The sequence below is a fragment of the Ureibacillus sp. 179-F W5.1 NHS genome (genome assembly GCF_045369345.1).
Taxonomy (GTDB): domain Bacteria; phylum Bacillota; class Bacilli; order Bacillales_A; family Planococcaceae; genus Ureibacillus; species Ureibacillus halotolerans.
Genome location: NZ_JBIQFG010000049.1, coordinates 1 through 18,297 on the forward strand (window position 1 = coordinate 1; position 18,297 = coordinate 18,297).

Genomic DNA, 18,297 nt, shown 5'->3' on the forward strand with positions numbered 1-18,297 from the left:
TAAGAAAATTGGGATTCATTTAGGATAATCGGGGTGCCGTGTAATATCACTTCACCCCAACATTTGACATAGAACCTTTTTTAATAAATCTCTGTGAATAGTAGATACTAACTTGATACCTTTTCTATTTGATTCTTTCATTTGTTTCGTACTGTAAAAATATTTTCCAAGAAAGTATTTTAAAGAATATCCATTGCAATTTTTGACCAGTTTTCTAGTCTTTCATAAAACGGATTAAGTTTTAATTTTTCAATTGGAAAGAATTGACCTTGTAATTGGTCTGTCTCACGAACTTCAATCACTGTATTTTCATGAACTTCAATAACAACTAAAACACAAAGATGAACCCGACCAACTTCATCCTCATCATCATTAATTAAACCGATTACTTTTAGCTCAGGTTGTTCATTAGTTGTCATGATAAGTTCTTCTTCAAGTTCTCGATTCAAGTTTTCCATTAAAACTTCTTCGAAAGTTTCTAGCTCTTCAAGAGCATTCATATGACCACCAACACCGATTGACAGTTTGTTATGAAGTCGTGTTTCACCGGCACCTTGTAAACGTTCGTAAACAAATATTTCATTACCCCGTTTAATTACTGCATAAGGTATAGGTTGTTTAAAGCTTTCGTCTTCCTCAGCATCCCCACGTCTCATTGTAGTGTAAGTAGCATTGATGTTAGAAACGATTTCTTCTACTAACTTTTTATCTTGAAGAGTTCCTTGAAACGCTAACTCCTCGTTATTGAATAGTTGAGCACGTGGTGCCACAATAATAATTTCATCCATTTTCCCCATTAATTCATTACCTCATTATCTATTCATAGTAAAGATAAACTACGATTTTAATTTTATAATTGCTCTACTTTAGATGAATGGATTAATGTTTCCAATTCATTTTCCGTTAATTCACGATATTCCCCTAGCTTTAATTGTTCATCAAGCATTAAACTACCCATTGATAACCTTTTTAAATACGTTACTTTTTTTCCAACGGATTCAAACATTCTTTTTACTTGATGGAATTTTCCTTCTTGGATGGTTAATTCAATTTCTGACTTCTCACCAGAAGAAAGGATAACAAGTTTTCCAGGCTTTGTAACATAGCCATCATCTAATTCCACACCTTGCTGGAACGACACGACATCTTCTTCTGTGACAACACCTTCAATTTTCGCATAATAAGTTTTCTGGACATGCTTTTTCGGTGATAGTAAATTATGTGCCAATTGTCCATCGTTTGTAATTAAAAGCAATCCTTCAGTATCCTTATCTAAACGTCCTACTGGGAATGGCTTAAAATGACGAGCAAAAGGATCTAATAAATCAATTACTGTTTTTTCAGCAACATCTTCAGTAGCTGAAATGACCCCTGGAGGTTTATGCATCATAATATAAATGAATTCAGTGTATTGAACCCTTTCTCCATATACACTGACGTCTTGGTTATCTGGATCCACATGCATGGACGCATCCTTTACCGTTACACCATCCACCGTTACAACCTTTTGTTTCAACAGTTGTTTCACTTCTTTTCGTGTACCCAAACCCATATTGGATAATAATTTATCTAATCGCAAAAGTGAGACTCCTCCTACTTAAATCCAAGTTTGTTGCCTAATTTCGTAAATCGTTCTCCTAAAAGTTTTTGTGCAAGTCCTAATCGGAAGGAGGCATACCCATAAATAACAACTCCTACTCCAACACAAATAAGTAAATAAAGGGCTGTAATCCCTTTATTAGTCGGTTCTGCAATGAAGTAAAGTAGTTTATTTGTAGCAATGACTGCAACGGACATGACAAACGTTAAAATAGCGATTAACAATATTCGTCTAAATACAACTTTCGAACGATAATGTAACACTTTATGGATAACAGTGATATTAATGAAAATCGTTACAATATATCCAATTGCAGTAGCTAGTATCGCTCCATCTACTTCCATCGCTTTAATAAGCGGCGTGTTCAACATAAGTTTAATTAACATACCTGTTAATAAACTAAAAATAATCCACTTTTGATAATCGATTCCTTGTAAAATTGCAGCTGTCACAGAGAACAGTGCAAAAAGAATGGCTAATGGTGCATAATGAGCTAAAACTTCTGCTCCCATTTCGCTTTGCTCATACAGTACATGGTATATATCGGGGGCTAATATAGCAATTCCAAAACTAGCCGGTACGGTAATGAACAATAATATTTGATAGGTTTTATCCATCGAATTATGAAGAACGCCATATTTCTCTAGGGTGAAATATTTAGTAATTGTAGGTATTAAAGCCATTGAAAAACCTGTCGCAAGCATCACTGGAATGATGACAATTTTTTGCGTTGTGAAATTCAACATAGTTAAATACGTATCTGTCACCTTAGCCAAACCAATGGAAATCATAGCACTGTTAAAGGTTAGCATATCGATTAATTGAAATAAGGAGTTGGACATCCCTACAAATACAATTGGGATCGAATATTGAATAATTTCCTTGTAAATGTCTTTATAAGAAAGTTCCCCTGAAGACACATTATTGAGTAATAGCGTATCCATTTCGGGTTTTAATTTTTTCCAATAGAAATATAAAACGACTAATCCGCCAAGGGCACCAACAAAGGCTGCAAATACGGCAAACTTAATAGCTGTTTCTGTTTTACCATCTAATAGTACGACGACAATAAATGAACCTCCAAGTAAAACAATAATCCGCACAATTTGCTCAACTAATTGGGATACGGAAGTAGGCATGTAATGATTATATCCTTGGAAAAATCCTCGAATTAAACTCATAATCGGAACAGCAAGTAATGCGTAACTAACCCATCGAATCACCGATGCAATTTGTTCAACTGAATAAATTTGTTCGTCATCTTCAATGACAATATTCGCTATCGGGTTTGCCAATAAATTTAATAAAATAAATGACACAACACCTGTTATGAGCATGACAGAAAATCCGGATTTAAAAAGTCTTCTACCTGCTTCATAATCCCCAATTGCATTATATTTGGAAACAAATTTTGAAACTGCTATGGGCAGACCTGAAATCGCAATAGAAAGCATAATGTTGTATGGTATATAGGCATATTGGTATAATCCAACATTTTCTTCGCCGACAATGGAATAGAACGGGAAAACATAAACTAAACCAAGGACTTTCGATAAAAACAGGCCTATCGTTAAAATCGCAGTACCTTTCATTAATGAAGACATAAAAACATTCCAATCTTTATGAAATTAATAAGAATAAAATATGTATATCTTTGAAAAATAAAAGTCGACTGAATTAGTCGACGATTTCAAACAAATATTGTTTCGAAAACGAATCTACATGTTAGTTTACATGTGAAAGTCGATTAACTCAAATAGTTTCTCCATAATTATGTATAATGTGGAGAGTAAGCAATTGGAATTCACAAAAAACGAACAATTAAATTCAGAAAGTGAGACGAACTATGTTAGATGTAATCGTAATTGGAGGCGGTCCATCGGGATTGATGGCAGCAATCGCAGCTGGTGAACAACATAAAAAAGTATTGTTAATTGAAAAAGGAAATAAACTTGGGAAAAAACTTGCGATCTCAGGCGGAGGACGATGTAATGTTACAAATCGTTTGTCCGTAGATGAAATTATACAACATATTCCCGGAAACGGTCGTTTTTTATATAGTCCTTTTACCGTTTATAATAATGAAAATATTATTGAATTTTTTGAAGGACTAGGTGTTCATTTAAAAGAAGAGGATCACGGTCGCATGTTCCCTGTATCAAACCGCGCTCAAGATGTGGTAGATGCCCTTGTTAAGGAACTAAAACGACTTCACGTTGAAATTCGACTTCAAACAGCGGTCAGTAAATTATTAATGGATGATGAAAAAATTTTAGGTGTTCGTTTAACAGATGGAACTGAAATTTTATCAAAGTCGGTCGTAGTAGCTGTCGGTGGTAAAGCCGTTCCTCAAACCGGTTCTACTGGAGATGGCTATCCTTGGGCAGAACGAGCTGGTCATACCGTTACCGAACTGTATCCTACTGAAGTTCCTGTAAAATCCAACGAGCCTTTTATTCAATCTAGACAGCTGCAAGGTTTAGCTTTACGGGATGTTGCTGTTTCCGTTTTAAATAAAAAGGGGAAACCTATTGTCACTCACCAAATGGACATGCTCTTTACCCACTTTGGTGTGAGCGGACCTGCTATTTTACGTTGTAGTCAATTTATCGTCAAAGAACGTAAAAAGAACGGCAATGCCCCCGTGAAACTACGAATTCAAACGTTAACTGATTATAACGAAGAAACATGTTTACAATATTTGAATAAGCTTTCAAAGGAAGATCCAAAAAAGGCTGTAAAAAATAGTTGGAAATCCATTGCACCTGAAAGATGGTTATTATTTTTAATGGAACGGGTTGGTATAGATCCATCTAAAACAGCAGCGGAAATATCTCAAGAAAAAATACGGGAGTTAGCCCGTGAGCTTGTTAGTTTTACAATGGATGTTCACGGTACGTTGCCATTGGAAAAAGCATTTGTCACTGGCGGCGGCGTTTCAGTAAAGGAAATTGAGCCGAAAACAATGGCATCGAAAATGAAAAAAGGACTATTTTTCTGTGGTGAAATTTTAGATATTCACGGTTACACAGGTGGATACAACATTACAAGTGCCCTCGTCACTGGAAGAATCGCTGGTATGAGTGCAGGCTCTTTAGAATAAAAAGCAAAAAGTACAATCCAGTTTTTATACTGAATTGTACTTTATTTTTCGTGAGGAACTTCTTAGGCACCTATACAAAGGTTACTCTCCTTCACGAAAATTATTAGTCGAGCTATTATAACCACCTTTACGATAAATTTTTCAGGAATAGTTCCCGTTCCACTTCATTTTTACGGAAACGATCTTGCAATAACTCACCTAATAAAAATAGTCTTCTTTTTTCATCTAATACAGTCGTTTTAATTTTCTTTCTTGCCTTTTGAAGGAAAATTAAATAGTCATCATAGCTATCGTCTAGAAAACTCATGATATCGCGCTTCATTTGTTTAGCTAAAAGAGGGCTAGCTCCTTCTGTTGAAATCGCAATTTTTAACATTCCCCGTTCCAAGAACGCCATATTATAAAAGTTACTATCTTCAGAAGAATCTACGACATTAATAAGTTGATTGTTCAGGCAACTATTTTTCACTTCCTTATTTACATAAGGATCATTTGTTGCTGCTATGACTAAAAAGGCATCTTTTGTATCCCCTTCTTGATAGGAACGGTTTACCCATTCAATTTCTCCATTTACTGCATATGTATATAACGCATCTGTTAACGTTGGACTAATGACGACTATATTCGCTTTTTGCTGCAATAGCTTTTCTGTTTTATGAGTCGCTACTTTCCCACCGCCAATAATTACTACTCGTTTATATTCTAAATTCACCATGATTGGATACATATTATGCCCCCTTTTTAGAAAGGATAGGTCGCCGCCAATAGCGGAACCTATCCTTCATCGTTAAGCTTGATTATGGAAATGACGACCGTCCGTTACAGCTTCCACATATCCTGCACGAATAACGAAATCACCAAAATGCTCTCCTGTTAATCGCTCTTTTGCATAATGTTCAATTATAGGACGAAGAGTTGCTAAAATTTCCTCTTCCCCAATATTTTCTTTATACATTTTATTTAAGCGGGTACCTGTATGGCTAGCACCTAAATAAAGGTTATATTTCCCTGGACCTTTCCCGATGAAACCAATTTCACCCATTGCCGCTCGAGAACAGCCATTCGGACAACCAGACATACGAATCGTAATATCTTGTTCTCGCAAGCCGTTTTCATCTAAAATTGTTTCAATTTTTTCAATTAAAGATGGTAAGTAACGTTCCGCCTCAGCCATCGCTAAACCACAAGTTGGTAAAGCCACACAAGCAATGGAATTACGTCGTAATGCTGAGTAGTGTTCACTATCTGTTAAATGATATTTTTCAATAATTTCATCGATTGCCTTTTTAGCTCGTGGCCCAACATTTGCAATGACAACATTTTGATTTCCAGTAAAACGAAACTCCCCTTTATGAATTTGGGCGATTTCACGTAATGCTGTTTTTAATGGATAATGTTCAAAATCTTTCACACGACCGTTTTGGATAAATAGAGTAAAATGATATTTTCCATCTTCCCCTTTAATCCAACCAAAGCGATCGCCTGTATGCTCAAAAGTATATGGTCTTTCTTCTTCAAACTCATATCCTAATCGTTTCTCGATTTCTTTTTTTACATTTTCTAAACCTAATCGGTCAACAGTATATTTAAATCGAGCGTTTTTACGAACGGAACGATTTCCATAATCCCGTTGTACTGTCATAATTTTTTCACATGCATCGACAACTTTATCTTTTGGAATATAACCGATTAGACGGCTTAATTGTGGATACGTTGCTGTATCCCCATGGGTCATTCCCATACCACCGCCAATTGCGACATTAAAGCCGACTAACTCATCATTTTCCACTACGGCAATTAAACCGATATCTTGTGAAAAAACATCTACATCATTTGCCGGTGGAATGGCAATCGCAATTTTAAATTTACGAGGTAAGTAAAGTGCCCCATAAATCGGTTCTTGCTCTTCCTGTGTATCAACAATTTTTTCTTTATCTAACCATATTTCATAATATGCATTAGAACGTGGTAATAAGTGTTCACTAATTTTCGAAGATAATTCAAAAATTTCTTGATGCAATTTAGATTGATAAGGATTTGCATTACACATCACATTGCGGTTAACATCCCCACAAGCAGCATACGTATCAAATAAAACACTATTTAGTTCTTGCATATGTTTTTTCATATTCCATTTTAAAATGCCGTGGAATTGAACTGTTTGACGAGTTGTAATTTTAAAGGATTGATTGCCATAACGATCCGACAGCTCATCTAATTTTAGCCATTGGGTCGGTGTTGCAACACCACCTGGCATGCGAACACGAACCATAAATTGATAAGCCGGTTCAAGTTTTTGTCGTTCTCGCTCTTGACGAACGTCCCGGTCATCTTGTAAATAACTTCCATGGAATTTCATTAAACGGTTATCCCAATCGGAAATTCCAGCACTTAGCTCATCTTCCATTGATTCAGCCAATGTACCGCGTAAATAATTACTTTCAGCTTTTATTTCTTCCACATCACTTGGTTTACCTTCTTGAGGCGGTAATACTATTTTTTCTACCATACGTACTTCCCCCTTAGTATACATCCCGTTGATAACGTTTTTCTTTTCGCAAATTGTCTAAATACGCTTTTGCTTCTTCTTCTGTTTTATTTCCCTGTTCCGCAATGATATGTAGCAATGTATTATGAACGTCAACAGCCATTGAATCTTTATCTCCACATACGTAGAAAACTGCTCCTTGCTCTAACCATTCATAAATTTCAGCAGCATGTTTTTGCATTTTATGTTGCACATATACTTTTTCAGCTTTGTCACGAGAGAAGGCAACATCAAGTTTCGTTAATACGCCTGATTTTAACCAGCTTTGCCATTCTGTTTGATATAAAAAGTCTGTCATAAAATGCTGATCTCCAAAGAACAACCAATTTTTCCCTTCAGCTCCCCGCTCTTCCCTTTCTTGAATAAAGGAACGGAACGGTGCAACCCCTGTGCCAGGACCAACCATAATAATCGGCGTATCATCAGAAGGCAATTTAAAGTTCGGATTATGTTGAACATAAACACGTACTTTGTCTCCGATTTCTAAACGATCCGCAACTTGTGTTGAACAAACACCTAGTCGTTGTCGTCCATCTACTTCATAGCGTACTGTACCAATTGTGACATGGACTTCATCTTGGTAAGCAGCTAAGCTACTTGAAATGGAGTATTGTCTTGCAGGTATTTTTCTTAATAGGTTCACAAAACTTTGTTCATCCCAACTAAATGGACCGAATGATTCAACAACATCTAATAAGTCACGGCCATGGGTGTATTGTTTAAATAACTCTCGATCAGCAAGTAATGCATGGAATTTTTCGTTTACTGTATAGTCCCCAATTTTTTGCATCACTGGCTTCGACAACACGGTAATTTCAAAAATATCCATTAACGCTTCTTTTAATGAAATAGTTTTGTCGTCTACCGTTACTTTCGTATCTCGATTAAAGTTTAATGCAGTAATGAGTGAATCGACTAAGTTTTCATTATTAGTTGGGAAAATAGCTAAACTATCGCCAGGTTCAAAGGTAATACCCGAATTTTCTAAGGATATTTCTAAATGAATCGTCTCTTTGTTTGATCCACGACCATTTAAATTAATTTTCTCTAAAATTTCTGCCGTATATGGGTTTTTACGCGAGTATTCAGTAGTTGTCGCTAGAACTGTTGGTGCAGCCTCTTGAACCGTAACTTCGCTTACTTCACCTTCTTGCAATTTTTCTTTTACTGCATCAAACCATTTTGCTGCCGGCTCATCATAATCTAAGTCACAATCAACCCGATCAACAAATCGTTTAGCACCAAGTTTTTCTAACTGTTCATCGAAATCTTTCCCTGTTTTGCAGAAAAATTCATAGGAACTATCCCCTAATGACAAAACAGCAAATTTCACATGATCCAATTTGGGTGCCCGTTTTCCAAATAGGAAATTATAGAACATGATGGCATTATCAGGTGGCTCTCCTTCACCATGAGTACTCGCAACGATAAGTAAGTGGTCAACCTTTTTCAAAGCGTTTGTTTTAAAGTCACTCATGGAAGAAACATTCACTTCAAATCCAGCTTGTTTTAATTGTTCTCCAAATTTTTTAGATAACCCTCCTGCATTACCTGTTTGCGATGCATAGAGAATTGTAATATGTTTCTTCACGTTAGCAGGTGTAGATATAACAGCATTATTTGATACTGGTTGATTTCCTTCAGTTGAAACTTCACCAGCTTGCACTGAAACTGCTGCACTTAAATATCCAGTTAACCATATTTTTTGATTGTGTGTTAAATTAGCTAAAACTTCATTTAATTGCTTTACTTGTTGTTCGGTAAAAGGGCTATTAGTTACTTCTAACTTCACTTACGACACACCTCTTCACTTGATTATTTTAATCTGATTTTTTCATTTTTTTCGATTTGAACAATTGTATTGTCTTGAACGATTAAAGTTATGGAACCGTAGTTCATTGTAGCGAGCATTTTTTTTATATTTTCAATTGCCTGCTCAACATTCGCCTGTTTTTTATCCATTCGAGACACTCTCCCCATATGAATATAATGTTTCTTCTACGCGCTCTATTAATACTTGACGAACATTTTCGTCATACCCTAAACAGTCACAAAGCACAACTTGATTCTCTAAAAATCCTTGTTGAGCTATTTTCTTTTGAATCCCTATTTTTAATAAGCCCGTAAATAAAAGATATGGAACGATATATACCGGATTATTCCGTTCCTTTTTTAATTGCTCTAATGCCTTTTCAAAGGAAGGACCGTTGCCATATAAAAAACAAATATCTACCTTTGAGTAGTGATACCGGCTTTGAAGGTGATTGGCAATTTGTTGAAGATCTATTTGTACACTTGGATCACTACTTCCGCGTCCAATGAGTAAAATATCAATCTCATCATGTTGCTCAACACCCTTTTCCAACACTCTCTCATGTAGACTTTCAATTAACTTTTCATGTATTCCAAAGGGTCTACCAAAGGTAAAGGTAACATCGGGATAAAGTTCTTTTGCTTTATTCATTTCAAGGGGGATATCTTGTTTGGCATGATTAGCAGTTAACAGTAGGATTGGAACGACAGCAATATTTGTTGCTCCTTTAGCAACACATGCTGCAACTCCCTCTACAATCGAAGGGGCAGCTAATTCTAGAAAACAAATTTCTTGGATAGCAACATTAATTTTTGGTTTTACAGTTTCAATAAATTCAATTGCTTCATCAACACCAGCTTTTACCCGGCTTCCATGGGCAACATATAACACTGCTTGCATAATGATCCCCCCTCCTTGTTAACTCGATATTTCTTGTAATTGTTTTGATTGTTCAAACCAGGCGATTTTATCGTGCATTTTTACAACTTCTCCAACGATAATCATGCTAGGATTTTGGATTTCTTCTTTTTCCGCAATTTCTACGATTGACTCCAATGTTCCCGTTATCGTTTTTTGATGTTCCGTCGTACCCCAATGTATTAATGCGACAGGAGTTTGTGGATTACGTTTGTACTTCATTAACTGCTCTGTAATATATGGCAAATTGCCAACTCCCATATAAATCGCAAGGGTATCGACTGATTCTGCCAACCCCTTCCACTGGATAGAATCATCCTTTCCTTCCCGCATATGACCAGTCACAATGGCAAAACTAGAACCTAAATCACGATGGGTAACAGGAATTCCAGCGTATGCAGGTGCGGCAACACCTGAAGTAATTCCTGGTACGATTTCAAAAGGAATACCTGCTTCCACTAACACTTCCGCCTCTTCAGCACCTCGACCAAATACGAAAGGATCCCCACCTTTTAAACGGGTTACTACTTTCCCTTTACTAGCATATTGAACGAGTAATTTATGAATTCGTTCTTGGATAACACCATGTAATTTAGGTAACTTACCAACGAAAATTAGTTCTGCATTTGGTTTTGCGTATTCCAACAGTTCTTTATTCACTAGACGGTCGTAAAGAATAACATCGGCTTGTTGAATACATTTCAACCCTTTTACTGTAATTAAATCGACACTTCCTGGTCCCGCTCCAACAATATATACTTTCCCCATTACGAACCCCCCTCATGAAAACACTTTTCCATTTCAAAAAAGTGCGAATATTACCTTAATAATAAACATACCATTCTTATTGGTCAACTATGTTTTTAAATTAAAAGACTTTTTAAAAGATTTTAAAATTAATATTATGTTATAAATGAAGCATTTTTAAACAAATTAAATAAAAAAATAGGAACGAACCATTATGATTCGTTTCCTATTAAAAGTCCTTTAATGTTAATTTTTTATATCTTACAAAGATAAAGAGGGCCGCAATAATACCGATTACGGCGATAAAACCATCAAATATAAATATAAAATTTATCGCTCCTTTGTCTGCAATTGCACCCGTAATAAGTGGCATAACGACGGAGGCTACACTGGAAGCTGTCGCAACTAAACCCGTTACCGTTCCTTTCCTCATCCAAAATAATTCTGTCATTAAAGTAATAGCTAGTTGAAGTACCCCAGCTGTTGAGAAACCTAAGAAAAAGGAAGCAATCGTAATAACAGAAGGTTCTTTAACCGTTAAAATAACGGCAACGGTTAGCACTGTAATCATCGGATAAACAATTAAAATCGTTGTTGCTTTTATTTTATTGCCTAAAATAAAGGCTAGTACTAATACTGAAACAACGGATCCAATACTATAATAACTTAACAATTTAACCGCTTCATTCGTAGTCATAAAGACGGCTTCTTGTCCATAGCTTGGTAACCAAATTTGAGCTACTGTAAATAATGCCGTTGATGTAAAACCAATAACGATTAAAGATAAACCTTCTTTTAACAATTTCGGTTCCGATTTAAATGGAACAATTGGTTTCACTGTTTCCTCATTCTCTTCTAGTTTAACTTCATTAACTTTTGGGAATGTGGACAACAGTAAAATGATCATATTGAAAAGATAAATAGCAGCTAGTAAGAAAAAGGAATATCCGAAAAATAAGCCGTTATCGGATAAAAATAAAATGATAAACGGTAATATCGTTGCACCCGTGGACATAAAGGCTTTAACGAGTACATTGGCCGAACCCGATTTTTTCGTAAATATTTCTACTAATGCCGGATAGGAACCTGCATCCATCGCCGCATTCGCAACACCCGCTAAAACGGCAAATAGAAAGGCTAACTTATAACTTGGCAATAAAGGAATACTAACTAAAAAAATTGCCATGAGAAAGCTAGAAATAATTAAAAGCGGCTTCCTTCCTACTTTGTCAGATAAAACTCCTAAACTACTATATGATAATAGTTTCCCAAAACCGATAGCAGCTATAATGTAACTAATAATCGTACTAGTTGTACCCCATTTGGCCGTTAAACTTTCCATATTGGAGGAAAGAATGATATTTACCATTCCTAATAAAAAGTAATTACTATATAAACCTATTGCAGCTTTCATATACGTATTTTTCATTTTTTTCTCCTAATCAAACCTTACTTTAACGATTTAAAGCGTTGAATTTATTTTAACATACTTATTAAACGAACGAAATATTTTGTTTGAAGGGTATGATTTTCATCCTTTTATATACAAAAATGCCTCAAATATATGTGAGTCATATATTTGAGGCATAATGATGGATTATTTTACAACAATATTTACAAGTTTACCTGGTACCGCAATCACTTTAACAATTTGCTTTCCATCCGTAAACTCTTTTACTTTTTCATCAACTTTTGCTATTTCTTCAAGCTGTTCTTTTGAAACATCTTTTGCCACTTTCACCTTTGAACGTAATTTACCATTCACTTGAACGACTACTTCCACTTCATCATCGACAAGTTTGGATTCATCAAATGTAGGCCATGCCGCATAAGTAAGCGTTTCTGTATGCCCTAAAATTTCCCATAACTCTTCTGATAAGTGTGGTGCAATCGGTGCTAATAATTTCACAAAGCCTTCAGCGTATTCCATTGGGAAAATATCAGCTTTATAACAATCATTAATAAATACCATCATTTGAGAAATGGCTGTATTGAAACGAAGATGTTCATAATCCTCTGTCACTTTTTTCACCGTTTGATGATATGCCTTTTCTAGTGTTGTATCAGAACTATTTTGAATTTTTTCTGATAGCTTCCCTTCATCTGTTGTATATAGACGCCAAATTCGATCTAAGAAACGACGTGCACCGTCAAGGCCGTTCGTTGACCAAGCAACAGAAGCATCAAGTGGTCCCATAAACATTTCATATAAACGAAGGGTATCGGCACCATGGCTTTTAATAATATCATCAGGGTTTACGACATTCCCCTTTGATTTTGACATTTTTTCGTTTCCTTCACCTAAGATCATTCCTTGGTTGAATAATTTTTGGAATGGCTCTTTTGTTGGAACAACACCTAAATCGTATAGCACTTTATGCCAGAAGCGAGCGTATAGTAAGTGAAGTACTGCGTGCTCAGCGCCACCAATATAAATGTCAACAGGTAACCAACGTTTTAATAGTTCAGGATCAGCGATGGCTTCTTTATTTTTTGGATCAATGTAACGAAGGAAATACCAGCTTGAGCCTGCCCATTGTGGCATTGTATTCGTTTCACGACGACCTTTTTTCCCTGTTACAGGATCTACTACATTAACCCATTCATCAATGTTTGCTAATGGAGATTCCCCTGTACCAGAAGGGCGAATGTTCGAAGTTTTTGGAAGCACTAATGGAAGTTCCTCTTCAGGTACAGTTGTCATTGTACCATCTTCCCAATGAATGACAGGAATTGGTTCTCCCCAATAACGTTGACGTGAGAATAACCAGTCACGTAAACGGTAAGTCACTTTTTTCTCTCCAACACCTTTTTCTTCTAACCATTCAATCGCTTTCGCAATTCCATCGGCTTTATTTAAACCGTTTAAGAAATCAGAATTAATGTGCGGTCCATCTCCAGTAAAGGCTTCGTTAGCAATATCCCCGCCCTCAAGTACTGGTACAATTTCTAAACCGAATTCTTTCGCAAATTCATAATCTCGTTCATCATGGGCAGGTACTGCCATAATAGCACCCGTTCCATAAGAAGCTAATACATAGTCGGCAATCCAAATCGGAATTTGTTTACCGTTAATTGGATTAACTGCATAAGCACCTGTGAACACACCTGTTTTTTCTTTTGCTAAATCTGTACGTTCTAGATCAGATTTCATTTTCACTTTTTCTAAATAGTCATCTACTGCCTGACGTTGTTCGATAGTCGTAATTTCTTCAACTAATTTATGCTCCGGAGCTAATACACAATAGGTTGCGCCAAATAACGTATCTGGTCGAGTTGTGAATACTTCAAAGTTTTTCTCTGTACCAGCAACGGCAAACTTCACCTCGGCCCCTTCAGAACGACCGATCCAGTTACGTTGCATATCTTTAATCGATTCCGGCCAATCTACCTCTTCTAAATCGTCAAGTAGTCGGTCAGCGTATTTTGTAATACGTAATACCCATTGACGCATAGGACGACGTTCTACAGGATGACCACCACGCTCGGATTTTCCATCGATGACTTCTTCGTTCGCAAGTACTGTTCCAAGGGCTGGGCACCAGTTAACAGGAATTTCATCTACATAGGCTAAATCCATTTCAACTAATTTAGTAAATATCCATTGAGTCCATTTATAGTAATCTGGATCCGTCGTATTAATTTCCCGATCCCAATCATAAGAAAATCCTAGTTCTTGAATTTGTCTTTTAAATGTCGCAATATTTTTTGCTGTAAACTCAGCTGGGTCGTTTCCTGTATCTAGGGCATATTGTTCAGCAGGTAAACCGAAGGCATCCCACCCCATCGGATGAAGAACATCGTATCCTTGCATACGTTTAAAGCGAGAAAGAATATCCGTTGCAGTATATCCTTCAGGGTGACCTACGTGTAACCCTGCACCGGATGGATAAGGGAACATATCCATTGCATAAAATTTAGGTTTTGATTCGTCATTCAATGTTTTAAATGATTTATTTTTTTCCCAATATTGTTGCCATTTTTTTTCGATTTGTTGATGATTAAAACTCATGAGCATTGTTCCTCCTTTATTGTTTTCTGAACTGATCATTCGACATGAAGAAATGATAAATTAGGTCAAAAAGCTAATATAATAAGTAGATTATCCTAGAAACGGAAATAATAAACAAATCCATCTTGGAGTATATTAGTTCCTAAATTTTTCAATTTAAAATCGTGATACATAGAGCTTTCGTCTAACAGGGTAAGTTGACGAAATATTTAAAAAATAAAAAAACCCGCCCCTTTATAAATAAAGGGACGAGAGATATTTGTAAACTCCCGCGGTACCACCCAAATTAGTGACACTACACTCAGCTCTAGTACCTTAACGCGGTATGACGGTTTTAGCTACTTTTTTCACTAAAACAGACTCCAAGGCGAGTTCGATTTATCTACTTACTAGCTTCCACCAACCGCTAGCTCTCTAAAAAGCTTCAAGATCTACTATTCCTTCTCATAGTCGTACTTTTTTATTATTTTAATCATTTTAATGGAAATACATAAAATATACAAGTCCCCCAGTTAAATGCTTTTTAAAGCAAAAATTACTTATCAATAGAAATAGGATGAGAGGATTTCTTAATTGGTTTATCATATAGTAAACAAGGAACAATACTAATAATAAATAAACTACATAAAAATAAAATTAGTACGTTCATACTATAATAATCGACAATCATACCACCAATAAATGGACCTATCATTCTTCCTATTGAACCTATACTATTCACAATCCCTTGATATGTTCCTTCTTTCCCCTTAGGCGCTAACATATTAGCAATCGTCGGTACAGCCGGCCATACAAATATTTCACCGATTGTTAAAATAACCATTGCTGCGGCAAACATTTTAAAACTATCGGCAAACAAAATAACGGTAAAGGATAGCATCATAATGATGACACCAATTACTAATTGGGACTTTATTTGTTTTTCATACTTTTGCACAATTGGACTAATAATAGGTTGCAGTGTAATAATTAACACACCATTAATCGTCCAAAGTAAACTATACTCTTTCAAACTAATCCCTTGTTGTTGTATGTAGGTTGAAAGGGTAGTTGACCATTGAGAATAAGCTATCCATGCTAACAAAAAGCCACTACTTAAAATAACTAACGAGTAGAAATTTAATTTGGAAGTAGATAATTTCACCTTTTCCCCATTATTACTTTTCTCCGTCTCAATTTTCGGTACGATATCTCGATAAGTGACAACAGCTAAAATGAAAAATACGACATACAATCCTAAATTCGAAATAAATAAATAATCAAAACTCTTTTCTGCAATAGGCCCTGCCAATGCTGGCCCTACTGCCACTCCTAAATTTTGAGCAAGATAAATAGCGTTAAATCCTTTTCTCCCACCTTCTGGCCAAACGGATCCTACCAATGCGAAAATGGAAGGTATAACAATCCCGCTTCCGAAGCCCATAATCGTTAAAAACCAAACGTAATGGGGCCAACCATGCCAAAAAGTAATGCCAAATAAAGAAATAACCGTAATTATAATGCCAAACATAATCGATTTATAGCCACCTAATTTATCGAATAAATGGCCTCCTGCTAAATTCCCTAATACAGTCGCCCCTGCATTTAACATTAATACAAGTCCTGCAACCGATAAAGACTGTCCCAGATGGTCATGCATATAAATCGTATTTAACGGCCATAGAAATGAGCTCCCAGTTATATTAATAAAGGTCCCAATAACTAATAGCCAAACCTTTTTAGGCATATCTATACCTCCAAAACTCTTTTCCCACAAAAAATAATAGTATTCTTCTTTTACTAGAAGTACAAGAAAAAAATTGTTGAATTGACGGAATTTCATGATACAAAATGCACAATACAACATCCCGTGTTAGAATACTTGATAGAGGAGTGAATGAAATGATTGAACAACAATTTCCTTTCCCATCCGACGGGAAACGTTACTATACATGGAATCGATATTTACGAGATGAATTTGGGAAAAAAGTATATAAAGTCGCTTTAGATGCCGGTTTCGATTGCCCAAACCGTGATGGCACTGTTGCATTTGGCGGATGTACGTTTTGTAGTGCTGCCGGAAGCGGTGACTTCGCTGGTGATCGGGTCGATCCAATCCCAGTTCAATTTGAAAAAATTAAAGAAAAAATGCAACATAAATGGAAAGATGGCTTAACTATGGCTTATTTCCAAGCATATACAAATACCCATGCCCCGCTACCTGTCTTAAAGGAAAAATTCGAGGCAGCTTTAGCCTGCGAAGGAGTGATGGGGTTAAGTATTGCAACTCGTCCAGACTGTTTACCTGATGACGTTGTTGAATATTTAGCAGAATTAAATGAACGGACGTATTTATGGGTGGAATTAGGGTTACAAACGGTTCATGAAAAAACAGCAAATTTAATTAACCGTGCCCATGATTATGCAACTTATGTAGAAGGCGTCGAGAAACTTCGAAAACATAACATCCGTGTTTGCACACATATTATTAACGGCTTACCGTTAGAAGATTACGATATGATGATGGAAACAGCCCGTGAAGTGGCAAAACTGGACGTACAAGGAATAAAAATTCACCTGCTTCATTTACTAAAAGGAACGCCGTTAGTTAAGCAATATGAAAAAGGTATGTTGGAATTTCTTGAAAAGGACCAATATATTAAACTTGTTGCAGATCAGTTAGAAGTAATTCCACCTGAAATGATTGTCCACCGTATTACCGGTGATGGTCCGATTGATTTAATGATTGGCCCAATGTGGAGTGTTAACAAATGGGAAGTTTTAAACGGTATTGATGCTGAACTCGAACGTCGCGGAAGTTGGCAAGGAAAATTATATGTTCCGTCCAAGACCGAAATGGTTTAATGGGAGAAAAAAGCATTAGCCAAAAGGAAGTGACGGTAGTGAAGTTACAACGAGTTTTACAATATGCTAAAACGCTCCTTTCCGAGTCAATTGATGCAGGGGACATTGCAATCGATGCGACTGCTGGAAACGGTCACGATACATTATTTTTAACGGAACTTGTTGGAGAGAAAGGCCATGTTTACGCTTTTGACATCCAGCAACAAGCCATTGAGTCAACGGAGAATCGTCTAAAGGAAAATGGAGTTAGTCATCTAGCAACGGTTATTTTAGATGGCCATGAACATATTTCACAACATGTTCAACAACAAATTGGTGGGGCTATTTTTAACCTCGGCTATTTACCAGGTGCCAATCATCATGTAGTGACGAAAAGTAATACAACGATTGAAGCGATAGAACAACTACTACAACTATTGAAAATCGGCGGTATTATCGTTTTAGTAATCTATCATGGTCACGAAGGTGGAAAAGAGGAACGGGATGAACTATTAAAATTCGTCAGCTCCCTTCCTCAAAAGTATGTACATGTTCTCCGGTACGAATTTTTAAACCAAAAAAATGATCCACCTTTTATCGTAGCATTGGAAAAAGTAAAGAATTTCCCTAAAGAATAAAAAAGAGCAAGGCAACCTTAAAGTGTACCCTTTGTAAAGGACATTTTTAAAAAAGGCTTTTAAGCAACTTGAAGAAGATGGTGACTGTATTGTGC

The 18,297-nt window shown here is 36.2% G+C and carries 15 protein-coding genes and 1 other annotated feature; of the genes, 3 read left to right on the forward strand and 12 right to left on the reverse strand.

The window, feature by feature from the left end:
• Window positions 1-179 precede the first annotated feature (179 nt).
• The 3 genes from ACH0B5_RS15840 to ACH0B5_RS15850 are packed head-to-tail and all read right to left on the reverse strand — an operon-like array spanning window position 180 to window position 3,204.
• Window positions 180-797 (reverse strand): hypothetical protein, encoded by a 618-nt coding sequence (locus tag ACH0B5_RS15840; protein ID WP_122972949.1) that lies wholly within the window; start codon window positions 795-797, stop codon window positions 180-182.
• A 53-nt stretch (window positions 798-850) separates the two neighbouring features.
• Window positions 851-1,579, reverse strand: coding sequence for a pseudouridine synthase (locus tag ACH0B5_RS15845; protein ID WP_406928101.1), 729 nt, complete (start codon window positions 1,577-1,579; stop codon window positions 851-853).
• 14 nt (window positions 1,580-1,593) lie between these two features.
• A complete protein-coding gene (locus ACH0B5_RS15850; protein WP_406928102.1) occupies window positions 1,594-3,204 on the reverse strand; it encodes a putative polysaccharide biosynthesis protein in 1,611 nt (536 codons plus the stop codon).
• 242 nt (window positions 3,205-3,446) lie between these two features.
• Between ACH0B5_RS15850 and ACH0B5_RS15855 the strand changes: the two genes are divergently transcribed.
• Window positions 3,447-4,703 (forward strand): BaiN/RdsA family NAD(P)/FAD-dependent oxidoreductase, encoded by a 1,257-nt coding sequence (locus ACH0B5_RS15855; RefSeq protein ID WP_406928103.1) that lies wholly within the window; start codon window positions 3,447-3,449, stop codon window positions 4,701-4,703.
• Window positions 4,704-4,830: 127 nt separating this feature from the next.
• On the opposite strand, the gene ACH0B5_RS15860 is transcribed toward ACH0B5_RS15855, so the two are convergent.
• The 9 genes from ACH0B5_RS15860 to ACH0B5_RS15900 all read right to left on the reverse strand — a co-directional run bounded on the left by ACH0B5_RS15860 (window position 4,831) and on the right by ACH0B5_RS15900 (window position 16,467).
• Window positions 4,831-5,430: an NAD(P)-binding protein gene (locus tag ACH0B5_RS15860; RefSeq protein ID WP_122972953.1), complete on the reverse strand. Its 600-nt coding sequence runs from the start codon at window positions 5,428-5,430 to the stop codon at window positions 4,831-4,833.
• 60 nt (window positions 5,431-5,490) lie between these two features.
• Entirely contained in the window at window positions 5,491-7,212 is a 1,722-nt protein-coding gene (gene cysI / locus ACH0B5_RS15865; RefSeq protein WP_122972954.1) for an assimilatory sulfite reductase (NADPH) hemoprotein subunit, read from the reverse strand.
• 13 nt (window positions 7,213-7,225) lie between these two features.
• Complete coding sequence (locus tag ACH0B5_RS15870) at window positions 7,226-9,043, reverse strand: assimilatory sulfite reductase (NADPH) flavoprotein subunit (RefSeq protein ID WP_406928104.1); 1,818 nt, start codon at window positions 9,041-9,043, stop codon at window positions 7,226-7,228.
• A gap of 23 nt (window positions 9,044-9,066) precedes the next feature.
• Window positions 9,067-9,213: a YezD family protein gene (locus ACH0B5_RS15875; protein WP_122972956.1), complete on the reverse strand. Its 147-nt coding sequence runs from the start codon at window positions 9,211-9,213 to the stop codon at window positions 9,067-9,069.
• On the reverse strand, window positions 9,206-9,964 hold the full coding sequence (locus ACH0B5_RS15880) for a sirohydrochlorin chelatase (protein WP_122972957.1): 759 nt from the start codon (window positions 9,962-9,964) through the stop codon (window positions 9,206-9,208). Before ACH0B5_RS15880 ends, ACH0B5_RS15875 begins: the two co-directional genes overlap by 8 nt.
• An 18-nt stretch (window positions 9,965-9,982) precedes the next feature.
• On the reverse strand, window positions 9,983-10,750 hold the full coding sequence (gene cobA / locus ACH0B5_RS15885) for a uroporphyrinogen-III C-methyltransferase (protein ID WP_122972958.1): 768 nt from the start codon (window positions 10,748-10,750) through the stop codon (window positions 9,983-9,985).
• Window positions 10,751-10,958: 208 nt separating this feature from the next.
• Window positions 10,959-12,158 (reverse strand): MFS transporter, encoded by a 1,200-nt coding sequence (locus tag ACH0B5_RS15890; RefSeq protein ID WP_341362491.1) that lies wholly within the window; start codon window positions 12,156-12,158, stop codon window positions 10,959-10,961.
• A gap of 168 nt (window positions 12,159-12,326) precedes the next feature.
• Window positions 12,327-14,741, reverse strand: a complete 2,415-nt coding sequence (leuS, locus tag ACH0B5_RS15895) for a leucine--tRNA ligase (protein WP_122972960.1) — start codon at window positions 14,739-14,741, stop codon at window positions 12,327-12,329.
• A gap of 241 nt (window positions 14,742-14,982) precedes the next feature.
• Window positions 14,983-15,198 (reverse strand) — a binding site (T-box leader).
• A 78-nt stretch (window positions 15,199-15,276) separates the two neighbouring features.
• Window positions 15,277-16,467 (reverse strand): MDR family MFS transporter, encoded by a 1,191-nt coding sequence (locus tag ACH0B5_RS15900; RefSeq protein ID WP_122972961.1) that lies wholly within the window; start codon window positions 16,465-16,467, stop codon window positions 15,277-15,279.
• A 155-nt stretch (window positions 16,468-16,622) separates the two neighbouring features.
• Between ACH0B5_RS15900 and mnmL the strand changes: the two genes are divergently transcribed.
• Both mnmL and mnmM read left to right on the forward strand, forming a co-directional pair.
• Window positions 16,623-17,585, forward strand: coding sequence for a tRNA modification radical SAM protein MnmL/YtqA (mnmL, locus tag ACH0B5_RS15905; protein ID WP_122972962.1), 963 nt, complete (start codon window positions 16,623-16,625; stop codon window positions 17,583-17,585).
• Between the two features lie 38 nt (window positions 17,586-17,623).
• Window positions 17,624-18,202 (forward strand): tRNA 5-(aminomethyl)-2-thiouridylate-methyltransferase MnmM, encoded by a 579-nt coding sequence (mnmM, locus tag ACH0B5_RS15910; RefSeq protein WP_122972964.1) that lies wholly within the window; start codon window positions 17,624-17,626, stop codon window positions 18,200-18,202.
• Window positions 18,203-18,297: the final 95 nt, after the last annotated feature.